Source organism: Calothrix anomala FACHB-343, from assembly GCF_014696435.1.
GTDB classification, from domain to species: domain Bacteria; phylum Cyanobacteriota; class Cyanobacteriia; order Cyanobacteriales; family Nostocaceae; genus Aulosira; species Aulosira anomala_A.
In genome coordinates this window covers 34,822-52,040 of the sequence record NZ_JACJQG010000024.1, presented here as the reverse complement: position 1 = coordinate 52,040, position 17,219 = coordinate 34,822, and the positions used below count along the sequence as shown (strand labels likewise).

The window sequence follows — 17,219 nt, the reverse complement described above, 5'->3', positions numbered from 1 at the left end:
TTAACAATATTATTGGTCTTGCTCGGAATTATTCTCTGAATTAGAACCTTTAACTTCTTCCTTAAAACCCCGGAGAGTTTTACCCAGTGCATTCCCCAGTTCGGGAATTCTTTTCGGGCCGAAAATTACAATAGCCACTATCAGAATAATGGCAATTTCTGGCCATCCTAATCCAAATAACATATATACTTCCTCTCAAGCATCTATAGTTAACTATAAAGTGCAGTTGCTATAGTGACTAACTTAAAACTTAAATAGACCAAGGATTAATAATTACAACCCCTGTTCTTTGCAAAATCGTTGTAGTTATAGTTTAGGCTGCGATCGCGGCTCAGGTCGAGTTCTTCAGTAACTTCAGCCAGAGGGGAATGACGGAAGAATTCTGAGAGTTTACTAGGTTGCTCTGAGTGGGTGTTGTGTATAGTCAGACTTTGGGCAAGAAGTTGGATAATATAAAGTTTTTTGTTGGGGGAAAGTTGAAGCAGTTGTTGTTCGAGTTCTGGGATAACCATAATGGGGTTTAAGTGGAGGATAATTTTATTTTACTTTCGCGATCGCTCCTGGGGTAAACTTTGCCATTTACTGTCAGTTGCTATTTTTATACTTTCCTTGACCATTATTAAAGGATAATACAAAAATAAATTTTAAATTAATTTATTGATAGAGAATGAGTTTATTTAGTTATTTATTTGAGCAAAAACTCAATGAGTATTATGAATCTGAGAGATATGAAAAAGAACCAGAAACGGCTTATATGCAAGCTCAAATAGAAGCTTGCTTAAGTTTAATGTCAATTGGATTTGACCCTAATGAAAAACATGACGATAATTACACCATACTCATAGAAATAGCTAGTAGTTGTCGGTTAGATTTGGTGAAGTTGCTGGTTGAACGTGGTGCAGATGTTAATGCCATTAGTGATGATGGTGCATTTGCTTTAAGTGAAGCTGCTAGATTTGGCTGTCAAGAAGTATTTGATTACTTAGCGCCATTAACTCTTTCTGAATTTAGAGAAATAGCTTATAAAGAATTACCAAAGGGTCTTATTTATCGTCAACGCAAAAATAATTATGCTGTTGAAGCCTTTGTGGATGATGCTTTCTATGGAAATATCAATGCTGTTTCTACTGCTATTTCTCAAGGTATAGATGTCAATGCAATTAGCTCTAATGGCGAAGCTGCATTACATAAAGCTATAAGAAATAATCAATTATCTATTGTTCGCATTTTATTAGAAGCAGGCGCTAATCCGAATTTGAAAGAAGAAGATGTATGTGGATACCCACCGCTAACGATCGCTTTAAATTCGGCAAACATTGACAATGAGATATTTCAAGAATTACTTGAAGCTGGAGCAGATATTAATGGCAGTTCTCGCAGGGGTCAAACTGTTTTAATGTTAGCAGTCTTGAAGTTAAATACAAAAGCTGTTCGGCAATTACTTGAACTTGGTGCTGACTTTAATGCCAAAGAAGAAAATGACTACACTGCTCTAGCAATTGCAAAAGAATTAAGCAAACAAGGTTTTTGGGATGACACCAAGCTGTCAGAAATAATCCAACTTTTGGAAAGCTATGGAGCAATTTAAAATTAACTAAGGTCGTCGATATTGCTTTTATACTTAATTGTATGGCGATGAATCAATATTTATCTTAAGTATCTGTAGGGTACCCTACGTATATGTTCAAAAATCAAACACTTATTGCTCACCGCCCTCCTGACAAATAGCATTTTTACTTCAGGGATATTCTATTTCAATACCTAACCAATCACTTAATTCACGTACTAACCATTCAATCTCTACTTGATTTTTAACCCGATTACTAAGAATAATAATTTTATACTTTTCTGCACCTACCCAAATTTCTAATGTTGCTGGCTCTTCAATTGAGCCTTGAGCAATTTCTCGATAGTGTTTTTCAATGTAAACTAATTTAGTAATGCTATCTCTGCTTTGGAGTGCCGATCGCCGTGAATATAACCGAAATCTGAATAATGTATAATCTATAGTAATTTTTTGATTATCTATACGCAGTCGGATATGTCCAAATAAATCGAAAATAAATTGATATAACAAACATAAACTCCCGCTCCACCATAAAAGCAACCAAAATAAATTATCGAAAAAACTGTTAACTGTTATCAAAATTGCTATTGTGTTGAAAACGATCGCTAAAAATCCGCGATTCCAAATTGCTGACCAAAAAGCAGCCGGGGGAATGACAATTTCCAGACAATCCTCATTTTTAGCAAATTTAATTTTGGTGAGTTTAACTTGAGTCTGAATTATTTTTTGAGCGGGTAAATCATCAGAATTTGGTAGTTTGGATTCATCCATAGTTTTTTGGGTGATTCTGAGACTTTTTAGGCAATTTCTACTGAGTCTGAATCTCTATCCCTAACCAATCGCTTAATTCCTGGGCTAGCCATTCCATTTCCGCTTCAGATTTGAGAGGAATATTATTACCACCAAGCTGATATTTTTGTACCCCAGCCCAGATTTCTAATTGTGCGGGTACCTGGGTTCTGTCGCCATCAGAATCTTTAGTAAAATGTGGTGGAATATACACTAGTTTAGTAATATTCTGCCGGGGGGATGGTCGAGGACGATGAAATTTAAATCCAAATAACTCATAGGTTGAAGATACTTGTTGACTATCCAGGTGTAATTTCATACTTCCCCAGATACTAAATAAAAAACCATACATCATAAAGCCGCCAGCGCCCCAAAAAGGCAGGGAGAACAAGGCAAAGGGGATATTAACCGGAAAAGGTGCAGCAAGCGCGCCAATCGTCCAAAATAGGATGAATGAATTCCAAGCGATCGCAAAGGTACCTAAAAATAACATCGATGCTTGCCAGCCATGAGGCGGAATGAGAATTTCTAACACATCCTGATTTTTCGTCAGTTGAATTTTGCTTCCTGGCGGTTGACTAATCGTTAAATCAGTTAAATCTGTCGCCTGGTAAACTAGGGGTTTATCTAAGGCTTGGATGGCTTTGAGGGCAGAACTGGCACGCTTTTCGAGATTAGGTTCGATCAGCCAGCCTAACCAATGACTCAAATCAGGACTGATATTAGCTGCTTGCTCAAATTGAATGCGAAAATCCTTTTGAGGTAAATCGGCGGGATGAGTCCCCGTTAGCAAGTAAATTAACGTTGCACCCAAGCTGTAGAGATCCGATGCAGGAACGGTGCGCCCGCCAAATTGTTCTAGTGGCATATAACCGTAAGTACCTACCACCGTCCGCGTTGAGCCTTCAGTTGCCAAAACAGTTTGTACTGAGCCAAAATCGACCAGATAAACTTGACCAACACTATTGCCAGAGCGATCGCCTAATAAAATATTGCTAGGCTTAATATCGCGGTGAATTACAGGCGGATGTAGCCCGTGTAAGTAAATTAGAATCTCTAAAACAGCCTTGGCTATTTGTTGAATTTCCGCCTCTGTAAAAATTCGCCCAGATTTTAAGTATTGCTCTAAAGTTTGGGCTGGGATATAACTCTGTACTAAGGCAAATCCTTTAATCGTCGGTGAATTTACTTCAAAATAATCTAAATAGCGAGGAATAGCAGGATGCGATAAAGATTTTAAAGTTTCAGCTTCTCGCTCAAATAGCTTGAGATCGTCCCATTCAAAGTCACCGCCAAAAATCAGTAACTTGATGATGACGAGTTCCTGAGTTAGTAAATCACGGGCTAATAGGGTTCGCCTTCCCGCTTTTTTGCCCAATTGCTGCTGAATTTCGTAGCGTTCGCCCAATATTTCTGGAATCATAATGATTACTGATAGCGCTACGCCTAGAAGTGGTGAGAGCCTGTAAGCTAACCCCAGCCCTTTAGGGCGGGGCTTTGTAGTAGCCCTGAGCTATCGGTGCTGAGGTTACAGCACAAATAACCCGAACCTCTAGGCAGGCTTACAGACTGCCCCAATAAAGAAATCATTTTTGCGCCATTCAAATCAGCATCACCATGCCAGCCACAATTACCACACTTGAAGCGTTTATCCGACCTCAACCCAATGTGCAAACATTGGTGGCAGGTTTGGCTTGTGTATGCTGGCGGCACGGCAATCACCTCAACCCCTTCTTTGATGGCTTTGTACTCAAGGAAGTACCGCAATTGATAAAACGACCAAGAATTAGAACGTCTGCGCTCAACCTTGTTTCTGGGTTGAGTGTTTGTGCGTTCCCTAATCCCAGTCAAGTTTTCAATAGCAACAATCGCGCTTGTGCTTTTGGCTTGTTGAATAATCCGGTAGCTGATTTGATGATTGAGCCAAGACTGAAATCTTCTCTCACGCCCCGACAGCCGTTGCAAAATCTGCCTTGCCCTACGGCGAGTAGACCTTGTGCCTTTCGACGCTTTTTGCTGGAGAGAAGCCCTAGTTTTAGCGTATCTATCCCGAACCTCTGTTATCTGCCTTCCATCCCATTTGTCCCCATCGCTAGTTACAGCAATATCTCTACGCCCAAAATCAACGCCAATCACATTGGTTGGTTTAAGCGGCTGTGGAGCTTCATCTTTGATTTGAATATGAATGTAGTAGGAACCATCTCGATGTTTACACAACTGCGCCGATGTTGGTTTTCTGCCTTTGAGTTTACCTCGCTGGTAGTTACCAACATCCAATTTGATATGCTCCCTGCCTTCGGTCAATGTCAGGCTAACAGTCCAGTCTTTCTCTCTAAATGCAAAAATCCTAGCGTCGTAGTCGGCGCTAGTTGGCTTAAAGAATTTAACTGGTTTATTCTTTTGTTTGGCAGTTTTGCGATTGGCTCCCACTCTAGCACAAGCCCTGACTGCCAAATTAGCACACAGCCCAAACGACGAACGCAAATCTTGATAAACCAAGTTTTGAATAGTAGTCTTACTTGTTATTTGAGGCTTAACTTGCTCATTAGCATAATTGCAAGCATCTGCAAACGCTTTCAGTGTTGCCTCAATTTGGGCAATTTGCCCAAAGGTGGGATTAAGCTTGCAAACCAATGTCAGTACTTGTTCCATGCTGCTCATTTTATCACTTGTGATTTGCTCACGGCGAATAAATTCGCCTGCGCCTTGCCCCCATGTCTAAAGCCAGGGGCTTCCACGGCGCGATGACTTTGGTGACTATGCCAATAAACAAGCTGATATCTTTAGTATAAATATGTAATTCTATGCCTTCCAAAATTTGGCCTTACATTACCCCTGGGATTCCTGATGAAATGTTCGAGCATTTACCAGGAATACCCATGAGCCAGCGAGAAGTGAGACTATTACTAATTGCTCAATTACGGCTGCAGCCAGATTCCGTATTATGGGATATTGGTGCAGGTACAGGTACAATTCCTGTAGAGGTAGGATTATTGTGTCCTTATGGGCAAATTATTGCTGTAGAACGGGATGAAGAAGTAGCCAATTTGATCCGCCGAAACTGCGATCGCTTTGAGGTGAAAAATGTGGAAGTGATTGAAGGTAATGCCCCGGATTGTTTGCAGCAACTAAAACCTACTCCTCATCGTGTATGTATTGAGGGAGGACGCCCGATTCAAGATATTTTGCAAGCAGTGTGGGATTATCTACCGCCTATGGGTAGAGTAGTAGCGACAGCTGCTAATCTAGAAAGTCTCTATGCTATCTCTCAAAGCTTTTCTCAATTACAAGCACGAAATATTGAAGTTGTGCAATCTGGCGTCAATCGCTTAGAAATGCGAGGTTTTTCGCAAACCTTTGCCGCCATAGATCCCATTTTTATCCTCAGTGGTGAGAAACTAGAGTGAATCTACATAAATTTAGCGGCTAGGGACTAGGTTTAAGGGACTAGGGAGAGGAAATTTTGGATTTTAGATGGGAATCTCATCCAAAATTATTTACAATGCCCAATGCCCCATGCCCCATGCCCCATGCCCAATGCCCCATCCTCAATACTTCTATGCCTTGGTCTCGGATTATTAGTGGAATTGTTGCGATCGCACTGGCTCTATTTTCTACCTTGTTAGGGGGCTGGTACTTTACCATAATGATTGCGATTGTGGTGTTTTTAGGACAACAGGAATATTTTAATTTGGTGCTAGCCAGAGGTATGGCTCCTGCTGTCAAAACCACTATGTTTGTCAGTCAAGTTTTACTGGTAATTTGTACGCTGAATGGTGACTTAGCTGACGCTGTGATGCCAATAGCGGGGACATTTATTTGTTTTTACCTGCTATTTCAACCCAAAATGGCAACAATTGCTGATATTTCCGCTTCAATTATGGGGCTATTTTATGTGGGTTACTTGCCTAGTTATTGGGTAAGATTGCGATCGCTTGGTAACGTCGCCCTCAGCAATCTACCTTTAGGCGGTTACTGGCCTGCTAGTTGGGCAGATATTCTAGAGCGAGCAAACCTGGCCTCCCTTCCCCAAGGACTGAAAGCGACCGTGCTGACCTTTTTTTGCATCTGGGCAGCTGATATTGGCGCTTACACCATTGGCAAGTTCTTTGGCAAAACTCGTTTATCTGATATCAGCCCGAAAAAAACCGTGGAAGGTGCTGTATTTGGCATTAGTGCTAGCATCGCTGTGGGTTTAGGCGGTGCTTATTATCTTCACTGGACTAATGCCCTCTACACTGGTTTAGCCTTGGGTTTACTAATTGGGATCGCTAGTCTTTTAGGCGACCTCATCGAATCTGTGCTGAAGCGCGATGCTGGAGTCAAAGATTCCGGACAGTTGATCCCCGGACATGGCGGCATCTTAGATCGTACAGACAGTTATATCTTTACAGCGCCCTTAGTTTACTATTTCGTGACTTTGTTATTACCCTTAATTGCCAAGGGGGGGTGAGGGAGCAGGGAGCAGGGAGCAGGGAGCAGGGGAGAATAAATGGCGTAATTATGCCCAATGCCCAATGCCCAATGCCCCATACCCAATACCCATCATTCTTCAAAAAGATAAATTATTATAAATAATAAGCAATTTAAGTTTTTGATTTTTAATGATCAGGGATTGACGTTAATCTGCCCGCGACAGCGTAACTGACCTGGGATCAGTGTGAGTTCTTGGATATCGACCTCTGAACCGAGATCGAAGGTGTACTCATGATTACTCTGTTCTGGAGTGACAATATCGCACTTGATGAGAACTGGTGCTAGTTGCAACTCGCGACCATTGATTAAGTTTATGCCCAGGTATATATCCAGGGGCATAGATTGACCTTCAGATGTTAGAATGCCACTCAGTATAATTTGATGATTTTCCAGAATAATTTTTTGCCAAGAAATAGACTTGGTTTTTGCGCAGTGTTCTGGTAAAAGTTTAACCAGTACATCATTTAAGGCCGTTAATAACAGCTCGGATGAGAGGGAATTATTCAGATCCTTCTCTTCGACGATCAATTCACCAACTACTGGTACTGTTTCTAACAGTTTGAGCGGCTGTCCTTTAATAACCGAGCCTATGTTGACTTGAATATTTTCAGCGATGAGTTGAATTTGTCCAATATGGAGGCCTTGATAAACAGCATGACTAGCCCCAATCGATACCCAAGGAATTTTTCCAGACAGCAGTTGGCGATCGCTGGCTTTAATGTCCACATCGATGTGCGAAACTTGACTTACTTGCGCTCGCAACCATATCTTTAGTGCAGTTGTGAGCAGATTCGTAATTATCCGTATCTTTTGATTACGTTTGCCATCGGAATTTTGCTCAGTCATTTCACTTGTTATTTATGGGTAGTGACTCAAAAATCGGTAGAAGTTAATCAATCCATAAATGTAACATTTATGGTGATTAACGACAAAGGACAAATTTTATAATTTAAATGTTAACGGTAGAATAAGTAATTTCCACATGGAGGCTCGGTTACAAAAAGTTCTCGCTCAATGGGGTATTGCCTCACGTCGTGAAGCTGAAGAAATGATCAGGCGATCGCGCGTGCGGATTAATGGTGTGTTAGCACATATAGGTCAAAAAGTTGACCCGGAAAAAGACAAAATTACAGTTGACGGCAAACCAGTTGTTAGCAAGCAACGTCCGGCTCCTATATATTTGTTGCTTAACAAACCTGCTGGGGTAGTTTCTACTTGCTACGATCCCCAGGGAAGAACAACAGTTTTAGATTTATTACCCAAAGAATTACGTAGTGGTTCTGGTATTCACCCAGTAGGGCGTTTAGATACAGAATCCACCGGTGCATTATTACTGACTAACGATGGCGATTTAACATTTGCGCTGACCCATCCCAGTCACAGCGTTCCTAAAACTTATCGTGTAGTAGTTAAAGGACATCCGCCAGAAGAACTGTTACAAATGTGGCGTCAGGGTGTGATCCTAGATGGTAGAAGAACAAGACCGGCTGAGGTGCGCCTGATCGAAAGTTTAAATGCACAAAGCTGTTTAGAGATTGTTTTAAAGGAGGGACGTAACCGCCAAATTCGCCGTATAGCCGAACAATTAGGCTACCCGGTCATCAAGCTACATAGAACTGCCATCGGACTGATTAAATTACAAGTTCCCAAACAACCCTATCTCAAAGAGGGTAAGTATCGTTCCCTAAGAAATGATGAGATGCGCTTTTTGCAACAGCAAATCAAGCACATACCTATTACAGATTCAGCTGAGTTAAGGAGTGTAACTACACATGAAATGGTTCAACAGGAAGGATAATCAGCCACCAACACTGTCAGTAGAGCAACAACAGGCCGAAAAATTAGCGGAAATTGGCGGTCAACTCTGGGCGGCGCGTCAAGAACAAGGCTTATCTTTAGAAGAAGTCGTTATATTAACCAGAATTCCCAAACGGCTCCTGCAAGCGATAGAAGAAGGGAATTTAGCAGAATTGCCAGAACCAGTTTATATTCAAGGTTTAATTCGGCAATTTGCCGATGCTTTAGGTTTTAATGGCGTGGAATTGTCTAGCACTTTTCCCATTGTCTATCAACAGAAGAACCCTAAACCAGCTTGGACGAATAAGCCCATTAATCAATTACGTCCTTTGCATTTGTATTTTCTTTATATATTTGTGATTATTTGCTCTGTTAGCGGCTTATCTCAACTCTTGAAAGATTCGGCCTTACAAGCAAGTACTACCCCATCTCAACCCAAAGCAGCACAACAAAAAAACTCAAAACAAGTATTACCAGATATCAAACCATATAGCAACACCCTGATGACCACTAAACCTGGTACACCAGTACAGGTGGGTGTTACTTTAAAAGCTTCATCTTGGATTCGGGTAGTCGCTGATGGTAAAACTGAGTTTGAGGGTACTCTTCCACAAGGAACTCAACGCACTTGGAAAGCTAACGAGCAGCTCACTGTGAAAACAGATAACGCTGGTGGTGTATTGATGAGCGTCAATCAGGAGCAACCCAAGGAAATGGGTGAGTTAGGAAAGCCAGAGGAAGTGCAAATTGCTGCTAGACCCCGCAGTCTACCACGTTAATTTTGCTCGCAGGCTAAATTATCTCAATTAATCAGCACTTCAGTTGGTGAATTTTGCAACACTGAAGTGCTGATTAATTTTGATGATAATCCAGCAACCTCTCAGGATTCTTTGGGTGCGCGTCCATAGAGTGTTGTCAAAACCTTGAGCTTCTGACTTAATTCCTCAGTCAAGGCTTCTTTTTGATAACGCCATCCCCAATTCCCCTCAGCAACACTGGGGAAATTCATTCGCGCTTCTGTTCCCAATCCTAAAACATCTTGTAAAGGAATAATTGCCTGATTGGCAATAGAACTTAAAGCCAGTCGAATTAAATCCCAATGAATCCCTTCTGGACTGATACAGCCAAGATAAAGTAATAAGTTGCGCTTTTCCCAATCACTTGCTTGGTTGTACCAGCCAATTGTGGTGTCATTATCATGAGTGCCGGTGTAGACTACAGCATTGCGCGGGTAGTTAAAGGGTAGAAAAGGATTACCAGGATCGGAACCAAAAGCAAATTGTAAAACTTTCATTCCCGGAAATTCAAATTGATCGCGTAGTGCTTCTACTTCTGGCGTAATTACGCCTAAATCTTCTGCTAATACAGGTAGAGTGCCTAATTTTTGTTTGATTGTCTCAAACAATTCTTCCCCAGGCGCTTTTAACCATTCGCCATTAATTGCTGTTTCTTCTCCTTGTTCCACAGCCCAGTATGCTTCAAAACCTCGGAAGTGGTCAATGCGAATCACATCTACATAATCCAGCATGGCTTGGAAGCGTCCCAGCCACCATTTAAAGTCTTGCTTTTCTAATTCCTCCCAGTTGTATACTGGGTTACCCCACAGTTGACCTGTAGCACTAAAGTAATCTGGTGGAACGCCAGCCATCAAAGCTGCTTCGCCTGTCTCTTCATCTAAACAGAAAATATTAGGGTTAGCCCAGACATCAGAGCTATCATGAGCTACATAAATGGGGATGTCGCCAATTATGTGGATACCCCTCATGTTGGCATAGGTTTTGAGTTCCGACCACTGACGGAAAAATTCAAACTGGATATATTTGTGAAAGTAAATTTCTTCAGTTAGCTGTCGCTGTGCTTGCTCGATGGCTTTGGGTTCGCGTTTGGCAATTTCTAGTTCCCAAGTATACCAACTTGAGCCGCCGTTACTATCTTTCAGCGCCATAAATAAAGCATAGTCATCGAGCCAATAAGCTTTACTCTGACAAAAACCAGAAAATTCTTTTTGTTGTAAAGGTGTGGCTTGAGTTTTAAAGTTATTACAAGCTTTTTTGAGCAGATCAAGCTTGATAGGCGCAATTTTTTCGTACTCTACCTGAGATGTGTCAAATGCTGGTAAGTTAGCAAAGTCATCTTCTGTGAGTAAACCCTGGTCTTTTAGTTGTTCTGGACTGATGAGTTGGGGGTTACCCGCCATTGCTGAATAACATGCATAAGGAGAATTACCATACCCAGTAGGCCCTAAAGGTAAAACTTGCCAATATTGTTGATAGCTCTGTTGCAGAAAATCAATAAAATTATAGGCTTCTAGGCCTAAATCCCCAATCCCAAATCGACTGGGAAAGGAAGTAGGGTGCAGCAAAATGCCACTGGATCTAGGGAAAGGCATAGTTAATTAGATGATATGGGAGCAAGCGATCGCCTTAACATGACGCTAGGGGATCGCATCGAATTTATCACGGTAGGGGTTGGTTTAAAAGCTGCCTATGGTGATAGATGTAGAGAATGTAACAATTCCCTATAAAAGCTCATAATTCCTACTTAATCCTTAATAATGCAGATGAATTACAGAAATCCCGCCCCGACAGTAGATATCATTATTGAATTGGTGGATCGCCCTCATCTACCTATAGTGTTAATTGAGCGACATAACCCGCCTTTAGGTTGGGCGCTTCCTGGTGGTTTTGTCGATTATGGTGAAGCGGTGGAAGTGGCGGCGAAGCGGGAAGCGGAGGAAGAGACGGGTTTACAGGTGGAGTTAATTGAACAATTTCTGGTATATTCTGACCCTAACCGCGATCCGCGTCAGCATACGATGAGTGTTGTGTTTTTAGCGATCGCAAAAGGTGAACCTAAAGCCGGTGATGATGCGAAGAATATCGGCATTTTTGAGTCTTGGCGGGTTCCTGGGAATTTGTGTTTTGACCACGATCGCATTCTGCGGGATTATTGGCAGTATCGGCATTATGGGTTGCGTCCGAGGTTGGGGTAGGGGAAATTAACCGCAGAGGCGCAGAGGACACAGAGAGAGGGAGTAATTAATATTTCGGCTTTATGGGTTGGGTTGGGGGAAACGAACCGCGAAGGCGCGAAGTTCGCTAAGGAAGAGAGGAGAAGAATACTCCTGCCTAATTATCGAGATTATACTGAGGCAGTGGTATTTAAAGGTGCATTATGGATGCTGAGGAGCTTTTACAAAAATATGCAGCACGACATCGGAATTTTGAGCAAGAAAATCTTAGAGGAGTCAACCTCCAAGGTGCAAACCTAAGTGGAATCAATCTGAAGGGTTCTGATTTGACTGGTGCAGATTTGAATAATGCAAATTTGAGCAATGCATATCTTAACAACACAAACTTTACTAGGGCTTGTTTGACAGGTGCAAATTTGAGCGGGTTGGCGGAAAGTTCTGGATTAAATTTGAGTTGGGCAGACCTTAGTGGTGCAAACTTGAGTCAAGCAAACTTAAAGTCTCCTAATTTTAGTAATGCTAACTTAGATAGTGCGAAATTGAGTGGAGCAACTATCACTGGTGCTAACTTTAGTAATGCCAACCTAGATAATGCCAATTTGAGTGACTCTAATTTAGAACACGCCAATCTAACTCAAGCCTCATTAAAAGAAGCAAATCTTGTTAGAGCCAACCTTAATGGTACGAATTTTAGTGAGGCTAACTTATTTAAAGCCGATTTGAGCCAAGCAAACCTCAATCATGTGACAGTCAAAGATGCTAATTTCCAGGGAGCCAGGATTCGGGGTGTTATCTTAACTCAAAAGGATTTGTCTGGCATGAATCTAGCTGAGGCTGATTTGGGTGCAGCAAATTTAAGAGGTACAAAGTTCAGAAAAGCTTGTTTACAAGGAACAAATTTAGATAGAGCGGATTTACAACAAGCTGATTTGATGAATGCAAATCTTAAGGGAGCAACTCTAAAGAAAGCTGATTTGACTTCTGCCCAGGTTTACGGAGCTAACTTAGAAGATGCTGACCTAACTGGTGCGATAATGCCTGATGGAGAAGTTTACAAACCGATGGCCTGTGAGATGGAAGTCGGTAAGCAGCAAGCATCTTTGGGGAAAGTAATATCTATGACACGCCAAGTTATTCGCACTGATAATGCACCGGAACCAGTGGGGCCGTATAATCAAGCGATCGCCGCTTCTGGTCAAATGTTGTTTGTAGCTGGACAAATTGCCATCGATCCCCGCATTGGTCAAGTTGTCTATACTGATGATGTTAAAAAGCAAACTGAACAGGTAATCGCTAATTTAGAAGCTATCTTAAAAGAAGCTGGTGCAGGTTTTGAAGATGTGGTAAAAACTACCGTCTTTCTGGCTGATATGAATGATTTCGCGGCTGTAAATGCGATTTATGCCAAATATTTTCCAGAAGACACAGCACCAGCACGCGCTTGTGTAGAAGTATCGCGCTTACCTAAGGATGTTTTGGTAGAAATTGATTGTATCGCAGTGATACCTGGTTAATAAAGTCACAATAGCTCATATATATTTTCCGGGGTATAGCATTGCTGTACCCCATTTTGTTTTATAGTTGTTGACGGTTGACGGTTGACTGTTGACTATTGACTGACTTGATGTCCTAATCTATCTGGCTACTGCTACATCCTAAACAAGGTACTTTTAGTTCGCATCACCACCAATCTCATTTATAGCGACATTGTTGCACCTCTGAAGGCGAAGCTTGGAGCTTTGAACTCGGAACTTGAACTTCTGAAGGCGAAGCTTGAAGCTTTAAACTCGGAACTTGAACTTCTGAAGGCGAAGTTTGCAGCTTTGAACTCCAAGCTTGCACCTTTTATGCGCGAAATTGCACCTTTGAAGGCGAAGTTTGCACGTTTTAACCTCACAGTTGCAGCTTTTTAGTTGAACTATTGATGATTAGTTGGCAAAAATTAATTACACAAGGTAAATGCGATCGCTTTTCTCTCCACATACCGCAAAATTTACACTAACCCTTGTGCAGTTAACTCTTCCTTAGCCAGTTTTTTCACCAGTTTCCGCACAATTAACTTGATATTTGCCGCACCTCTAACCATTGTTGAAGTCGCAAAGCACAATTGTTGCTTGCAGATGGCAAATTTTTGTGTAGAATGATAATCGTTATCAAACAGCCTATGGCATTAACCAGGAATTATGACTAACACAGCCACAAATATAGCAACCGACACCGAAATAGTTGCTATTCCTAAGCGAGGAATGCCAGTTACAATTATTACAGGATTCCTTGGTAGTGGGAAAACAACGCTGCTTAACCAAATTCTCAAGAATAAGCACGATTTAAAAGTAGCTGTCCTGGTTAACGAATTTGGTGATATCAACATCGATAGTCAGTTACTCGTATCGATGGATGAAGATATGGTAGAACTGAGCAACGGCTGTATTTGTTGTACCATTAATGATGGATTAGTTGATGCAGTTTATCGAGTTCTTGAAAGAGAAGAACGCATCGATTATTTAGTAATTGAAACTACTGGTATTGCCGATCCTCTACCAATTATTCTCACATTTTTAGGTACAGAACTGAGAGATTTAACGCAGCTAGATTCTATCATCACCGTAGTAGATTCTGAGGCATTCACCCCTAGCCATTATGACAGCGAAGCAGCTTTAAAACAAATCACCTATGCCGATGTAATTCTCTTAAATAAAACTGACCTAACAACAACCGAAAAAGTAGCAGAACTAGAAACTTACATCAAGCAACTCAAACCCCAAGCCAGAATTCTACACAGTCAATTTGGTGAAGTAGCATTACCCTTAATTTTAGATGTTGATTTAACACCAATCAATGATTATACCGAGCATCTATTAGAGGAAGACGAACATCATCATCACCACGACCATGACCACCATCACCACCATCATCACGAGCATAAACATCACTCTCACCATATAGAAAATGAGGGATTTGTAGCCATATCATTTCAGAGCGATCGCCCCTTTGACGTTCACAAATTTGAAGAATTTCTCACAGACAAGCTACCAGACAATATTATGCGTTCCAAAGGCTTACTTTGGTTCAACGATAGCGACTTAAGGCATATTTTCCAACTTAGTGGAGTGCGTTATCAACTACATGCAGATGACTGGACATCTCCACCAAAAAATCAGTTAGTTGTCATTGGTAGAGACCTAGATAAAAGCCACATTAACTCCCTCCTAAATGCATGTTTAGTGTGAACGTCTTCAATTAATCATCTATAACCCAATACAGTTCAGTTAAGCATTACTTCCTTGTATTTCTTTTTCTCTCTGCGTCCTTGGCGTCTTGGCGGTTCATAAAAAAAATTGACCGATATCGCAGCGTTTTAATCCTAACTGAACCGTATTGATCCATAACCATCCTCAACCAGCAATCACAACTAACCACAAAAATTCCTTAATTCATATCTAATTCTCCGCGTACCTTTGCGCCTACCTTTGCGCACCTTTGCGTTTAACCTCCCATCCTCAACTCACCAGCATTTCATGCAACCCTGTACCTAGCTACTCAACAGAAAATCGAAAACCCAAAATTTTGTAACAATCAACAATCAATTTATCAACAATGACTTTATCAATTCCTCCCGAACTAATCTCCACATCTGAAGAAATGCTCACCTTACGCAATCAGCAATTACCCAATGTTACAGAATCAGAAATGATTCAAGCCGTGCGTACCTTATTGATTGGTTTAGGAGAAAATCCCGATCGTGAAGGTTTGAAAGATACGCCCAAAAGAGTTGTCAAAGCCTTACAATTTCTCACCAAAGGATATCATGAATCCTTAGATGAACTCTTAAATGGGGCAGTATTTACCGAAGACGCTAACGAAATGGTGTTAGTCAGAGACATTGATATTTTTAGCTCTTGCGAACACCATATATTACCAATAATTGGTCGTGCCCATGTAGCATACATTCCTAACGGTAAAGTCATCGGATTATCAAAAATCGCCCGCATTTGTGAAATGTATGCACGCCGTTTACAAGTTCAAGAACGTCTAACATTACAAATAGCAGATGCATTACAAGGTTTACTCCAACCTCGTGGTGTAGCAGTAGTAATCGAAGCAACCCACATGTGTATGGTGATGCGTGGTGTGCAAAAACCAGGTGCTTGGACTGTTACCAGTGCGATGCGTGGAGTATTTTCAGAAGATTCTCGCACTCGTCAAGAATTTATGAATTTGGTACAACACAATCCGAAGTTTTAAGTTGACTGTTGACTGTTGACTGTGAACTGTCAACAGTCAACAGTTAACAATAATTATGGAATTTTTTTTACTTAGAAATTCCTAACTCGTCATCATGAATTACTTTCAAATATCATAATCTGAACCAGCAAATGCAAGATACTCCACCATCCATACCCCAAACAATTGACCTCGCAATTATCGGTGCTGGCCCTCACGCTTTAACCTTGGTAACGCACCTGCTACAAAAACGCCAAAATATCCGGGGTAAATTTTTGGTATTTGACCCTAGTGGTACATGGATGAGTAATTGGGAACATCAATTTGCAGCTTTAGAAATTCCTCATTTACGTTCCCCCGCAGTTCATCATCCAGACCCCAATCCTTTTGCGTTGCGGAAATTCGCGGAATCTCGCGGTAGTGAATTATTCCCCCCCTACGATTTACCAGGAACTAAGTTATTTGGAGATTTTTGTCAGGATGTAATTTCGCGCTTTTCCATACCACAGCAAGTCATACCTTTAAAGGTAATTCGCATTGAACCTCTGCGTCATCTGATTCGTCCCCGCTTGCGTTTATGGCTAGAAGATGGACAAGCAATTGTGGCGCGACGGGTAGTATTAGCAACAGGTAGTGCTAAATTAAACTTCCCCGACGGGGTAAACCAAATTGAGTCATTGTATCCTCAAGATAGACTTTGTCATTCCCACACCGTAGATTTACGGAAGTTGCGCTTCATGGGTGAGAAAGTCCTAATTATTGGTGGTGGATTAACTAGCGGACATTTAGCCGTGGGTGCAATTTCCCGTGGTGCAAAAGTCGATTTAATGTTACGCAGACAGTTACAAGAAAAATTATTTGATGCGGAACCAGGATGGTTAGGGCCGAAGTATCTCAAGGGATTTTTTGCCGAATCAAATTATGCACAGCGCTTTACCATGATTAAACAAGCGCGTAATGGTGGTTCTATGACACCAGCAATGGGAATGCAACTGCGGCGACAGGTGCGTCATGGTAATCTGAAACTTGATGAAAATTGTCAAGTAGTCAAAGCTGAGTGGTTGGGTGAGAATTGGCTAGTTAAATGTAGTGATGGAAGTCAGCAAGAATATAGTAGAATTTGGCTTTCTACTGGTACTCAATTTGATGCTACATCTGAGCCATTATTACAAGAAGTTTTCGCAGCTTATCCCACTTCTATAGTTAACGGTTTACCTGTTTTAGATGAATATTTGCGTATTCCCGGTTCGGAATTATTTATCATGGGTGGGTTAGCAGCTTTACAAGTAGGCCCAACCGCGAGAAATTTGTCAGGCGCAAGAATGGCGAGTGAGAAGATTGTTCCCGCAATTGTCAAGCCGAGTCTGGCGCTGTCTCACCTGCGCAGTGCTTGAT

At 41.4% G+C, this 17,219-nt stretch carries 18 protein-coding genes; 11 read left to right on the top strand and 7 right to left on the bottom strand.

Features of this window, described 5'->3' with window-relative positions; genetic code table 11:
- Positions 1 to 9: 9 nt before the first annotated feature.
- The gene (gene tatA / locus H6G08_RS15525; protein ID WP_096646245.1) at positions 10 to 183 is read right to left on the bottom strand and encodes a twin-arginine translocase TatA/TatE family subunit; all 174 of its coding nucleotides are present in this window, start codon (positions 181 to 183) and stop codon (positions 10 to 12) included.
- 83 nt (positions 184 to 266) lie between these two features.
- Positions 267 to 512, bottom strand: coding sequence for a hypothetical protein (locus H6G08_RS15520; RefSeq protein WP_190544170.1), 246 nt, complete (start codon positions 510 to 512; stop codon positions 267 to 269).
- Positions 513 to 667: 155 nt separating this feature from the next.
- Here H6G08_RS15520 and H6G08_RS15515 point away from each other — a divergent pair, with 155 nt between their 5' ends.
- Complete coding sequence (locus tag H6G08_RS15515) at positions 668 to 1,588, top strand: ankyrin repeat domain-containing protein (RefSeq protein ID WP_190544166.1); 921 nt, start codon at positions 668 to 670, stop codon at positions 1,586 to 1,588.
- A gap of 150 nt (positions 1,589 to 1,738) precedes the next feature.
- Here the strand turns inward: H6G08_RS15515 and H6G08_RS15510 are convergent, their stop codons facing one another.
- The 3 genes from H6G08_RS15510 to H6G08_RS15500 are packed head-to-tail and all read right to left on the bottom strand — an operon-like array spanning position 1,739 to position 5,008.
- Positions 1,739 to 2,338: a hypothetical protein gene (locus H6G08_RS15510; RefSeq protein ID WP_190544163.1), complete on the bottom strand. Its 600-nt coding sequence runs from the start codon at positions 2,336 to 2,338 to the stop codon at positions 1,739 to 1,741.
- Positions 2,339 to 2,375: 37 nt separating this feature from the next.
- Complete coding sequence (locus tag H6G08_RS15505) at positions 2,376 to 3,779, bottom strand: serine/threonine protein kinase (protein ID WP_190544160.1); 1,404 nt, start codon at positions 3,777 to 3,779, stop codon at positions 2,376 to 2,378.
- A gap of 47 nt (positions 3,780 to 3,826) precedes the next feature.
- The gene (locus tag H6G08_RS15500) at positions 3,827 to 5,008 is read right to left on the bottom strand and encodes an RNA-guided endonuclease InsQ/TnpB family protein (RefSeq protein WP_190544342.1); all 1,182 of its coding nucleotides are present in this window, start codon (positions 5,006 to 5,008) and stop codon (positions 3,827 to 3,829) included.
- Between the two features lie 152 nt (positions 5,009 to 5,160).
- Here H6G08_RS15500 and cbiT point away from each other — a divergent pair, with 152 nt between their 5' ends.
- Entirely contained in the window at positions 5,161 to 5,763 is a 603-nt protein-coding gene (gene cbiT / locus H6G08_RS15495; RefSeq protein ID WP_190544156.1) for a precorrin-6Y C5,15-methyltransferase subunit CbiT, read from the top strand.
- 152 nt (positions 5,764 to 5,915) lie between these two features.
- Positions 5,916 to 6,809, top strand: a complete 894-nt coding sequence (locus H6G08_RS15490) for a phosphatidate cytidylyltransferase (protein ID WP_190544339.1) — start codon at positions 5,916 to 5,918, stop codon at positions 6,807 to 6,809.
- A gap of 155 nt (positions 6,810 to 6,964) precedes the next feature.
- On the opposite strand, the gene H6G08_RS15485 is transcribed toward H6G08_RS15490, so the two are convergent.
- Positions 6,965 to 7,678 carry an LmeA family phospholipid-binding protein gene (locus tag H6G08_RS15485; protein ID WP_190544153.1) on the bottom strand — a complete coding sequence of 238 codons (714 nt, stop codon included), beginning with the start codon at positions 7,676 to 7,678 and terminating at the stop codon, positions 6,965 to 6,967.
- A gap of 136 nt (positions 7,679 to 7,814) precedes the next feature.
- Between H6G08_RS15485 and H6G08_RS15480 the strand changes: the two genes are divergently transcribed.
- On the top strand, positions 7,815 to 8,630 hold the full coding sequence (locus H6G08_RS15480) for a pseudouridine synthase (protein WP_190544150.1): 816 nt from the start codon (positions 7,815 to 7,817) through the stop codon (positions 8,628 to 8,630).
- Entirely contained in the window at positions 8,605 to 9,408 is an 804-nt protein-coding gene (locus H6G08_RS15475) for a helix-turn-helix domain-containing protein (RefSeq protein ID WP_190544148.1), read from the top strand. Before H6G08_RS15480 ends, H6G08_RS15475 begins: the two co-directional genes overlap by 26 nt.
- A 101-nt stretch (positions 9,409 to 9,509) precedes the next feature.
- Here H6G08_RS15475 and malQ read toward each other — a convergent pair whose 3' ends face one another.
- A complete protein-coding gene (gene malQ, locus H6G08_RS15470) occupies positions 9,510 to 11,018 on the bottom strand; it encodes a 4-alpha-glucanotransferase (RefSeq protein ID WP_190544145.1) in 1,509 nt (502 codons plus the stop codon).
- A gap of 171 nt (positions 11,019 to 11,189) precedes the next feature.
- Between malQ and H6G08_RS15465 the strand changes: the two genes are divergently transcribed.
- The 6 genes from H6G08_RS15465 to H6G08_RS15440 all read left to right on the top strand — a co-directional run bounded on the left by H6G08_RS15465 (position 11,190) and on the right by H6G08_RS15440 (position 17,218).
- On the top strand, positions 11,190 to 11,621 hold the full coding sequence (locus tag H6G08_RS15465; protein WP_190544142.1) for an NUDIX domain-containing protein: 432 nt from the start codon (positions 11,190 to 11,192) through the stop codon (positions 11,619 to 11,621).
- A gap of 182 nt (positions 11,622 to 11,803) precedes the next feature.
- A complete protein-coding gene (locus tag H6G08_RS15460) occupies positions 11,804 to 13,114 on the top strand; it encodes a Rid family detoxifying hydrolase (protein ID WP_190544139.1) in 1,311 nt (436 codons plus the stop codon).
- Between the two features lie 225 nt (positions 13,115 to 13,339).
- Positions 13,340 to 13,513, top strand: coding sequence for a hypothetical protein (locus H6G08_RS15455; protein WP_190544136.1), 174 nt, complete (start codon positions 13,340 to 13,342; stop codon positions 13,511 to 13,513).
- 270 nt (positions 13,514 to 13,783) lie between these two features.
- A complete protein-coding gene (locus H6G08_RS15450; RefSeq protein WP_190544133.1) occupies positions 13,784 to 14,830 on the top strand; it encodes a CobW family GTP-binding protein in 1,047 nt (348 codons plus the stop codon).
- 367 nt (positions 14,831 to 15,197) lie between these two features.
- On the top strand, positions 15,198 to 15,845 hold the full coding sequence (gene folE, locus H6G08_RS15445; RefSeq protein WP_190544130.1) for a GTP cyclohydrolase I FolE: 648 nt from the start codon (positions 15,198 to 15,200) through the stop codon (positions 15,843 to 15,845).
- A 131-nt stretch (positions 15,846 to 15,976) separates the two neighbouring features.
- Positions 15,977 to 17,218, top strand: a complete 1,242-nt coding sequence (locus H6G08_RS15440; protein WP_190544127.1) for an FAD/NAD(P)-binding protein — start codon at positions 15,977 to 15,979, stop codon at positions 17,216 to 17,218.
- The last annotated feature ends 1 nt before the right edge of the window (position 17,219 follow it).

Coding starts and splice junctions, on each gene's coding strand:
- tatA (WP_096646245.1), bottom strand. CDS start 183: ATGTTATTTGGATTAGGATGGCCAGAAATTGCCATTATTCTGATAGTG.
- H6G08_RS15520 (WP_190544170.1), bottom strand. CDS start 512: ATGGTTATCCCAGAACTCGAACAACAACTGCTTCAACTTTCCCCCAAC.
- H6G08_RS15515 (WP_190544166.1), top strand. CDS start 668: ATGAGTTTATTTAGTTATTTATTTGAGCAAAAACTCAATGAGTATTAT.
- H6G08_RS15510 (WP_190544163.1), bottom strand. CDS start 2,338: ATGGATGAATCCAAACTACCAAATTCTGATGATTTACCCGCTCAAAAA.
- H6G08_RS15505 (WP_190544160.1), bottom strand. CDS start 3,779: ATGATTCCAGAAATATTGGGCGAACGCTACGAAATTCAGCAGCAATTG.
- H6G08_RS15500 (WP_190544342.1), bottom strand. CDS start 5,008: ATGGAACAAGTACTGACATTGGTTTGCAAGCTTAATCCCACCTTTGGG.
- cbiT (WP_190544156.1), top strand. CDS start 5,161: ATGCCTTCCAAAATTTGGCCTTACATTACCCCTGGGATTCCTGATGAA.
- H6G08_RS15490 (WP_190544339.1), top strand. CDS start 5,916: ATGCCTTGGTCTCGGATTATTAGTGGAATTGTTGCGATCGCACTGGCT.
- H6G08_RS15485 (WP_190544153.1), bottom strand. CDS start 7,678: ATGACTGAGCAAAATTCCGATGGCAAACGTAATCAAAAGATACGGATA.
- H6G08_RS15480 (WP_190544150.1), top strand. CDS start 7,815: ATGGAGGCTCGGTTACAAAAAGTTCTCGCTCAATGGGGTATTGCCTCA.
- H6G08_RS15475 (WP_190544148.1), top strand. CDS start 8,605: ATGAAATGGTTCAACAGGAAGGATAATCAGCCACCAACACTGTCAGTA.
- malQ (WP_190544145.1), bottom strand. CDS start 11,018: ATGCCTTTCCCTAGATCCAGTGGCATTTTGCTGCACCCTACTTCCTTT.
- H6G08_RS15465 (WP_190544142.1), top strand. CDS start 11,190: ATGAATTACAGAAATCCCGCCCCGACAGTAGATATCATTATTGAATTG.
- H6G08_RS15460 (WP_190544139.1), top strand. CDS start 11,804: ATGGATGCTGAGGAGCTTTTACAAAAATATGCAGCACGACATCGGAAT.
- H6G08_RS15450 (WP_190544133.1), top strand. CDS start 13,784: ATGACTAACACAGCCACAAATATAGCAACCGACACCGAAATAGTTGCT.
- folE (WP_190544130.1), top strand. CDS start 15,198: ATGACTTTATCAATTCCTCCCGAACTAATCTCCACATCTGAAGAAATG.
- H6G08_RS15440 (WP_190544127.1), top strand. CDS start 15,977: ATGCAAGATACTCCACCATCCATACCCCAAACAATTGACCTCGCAATT.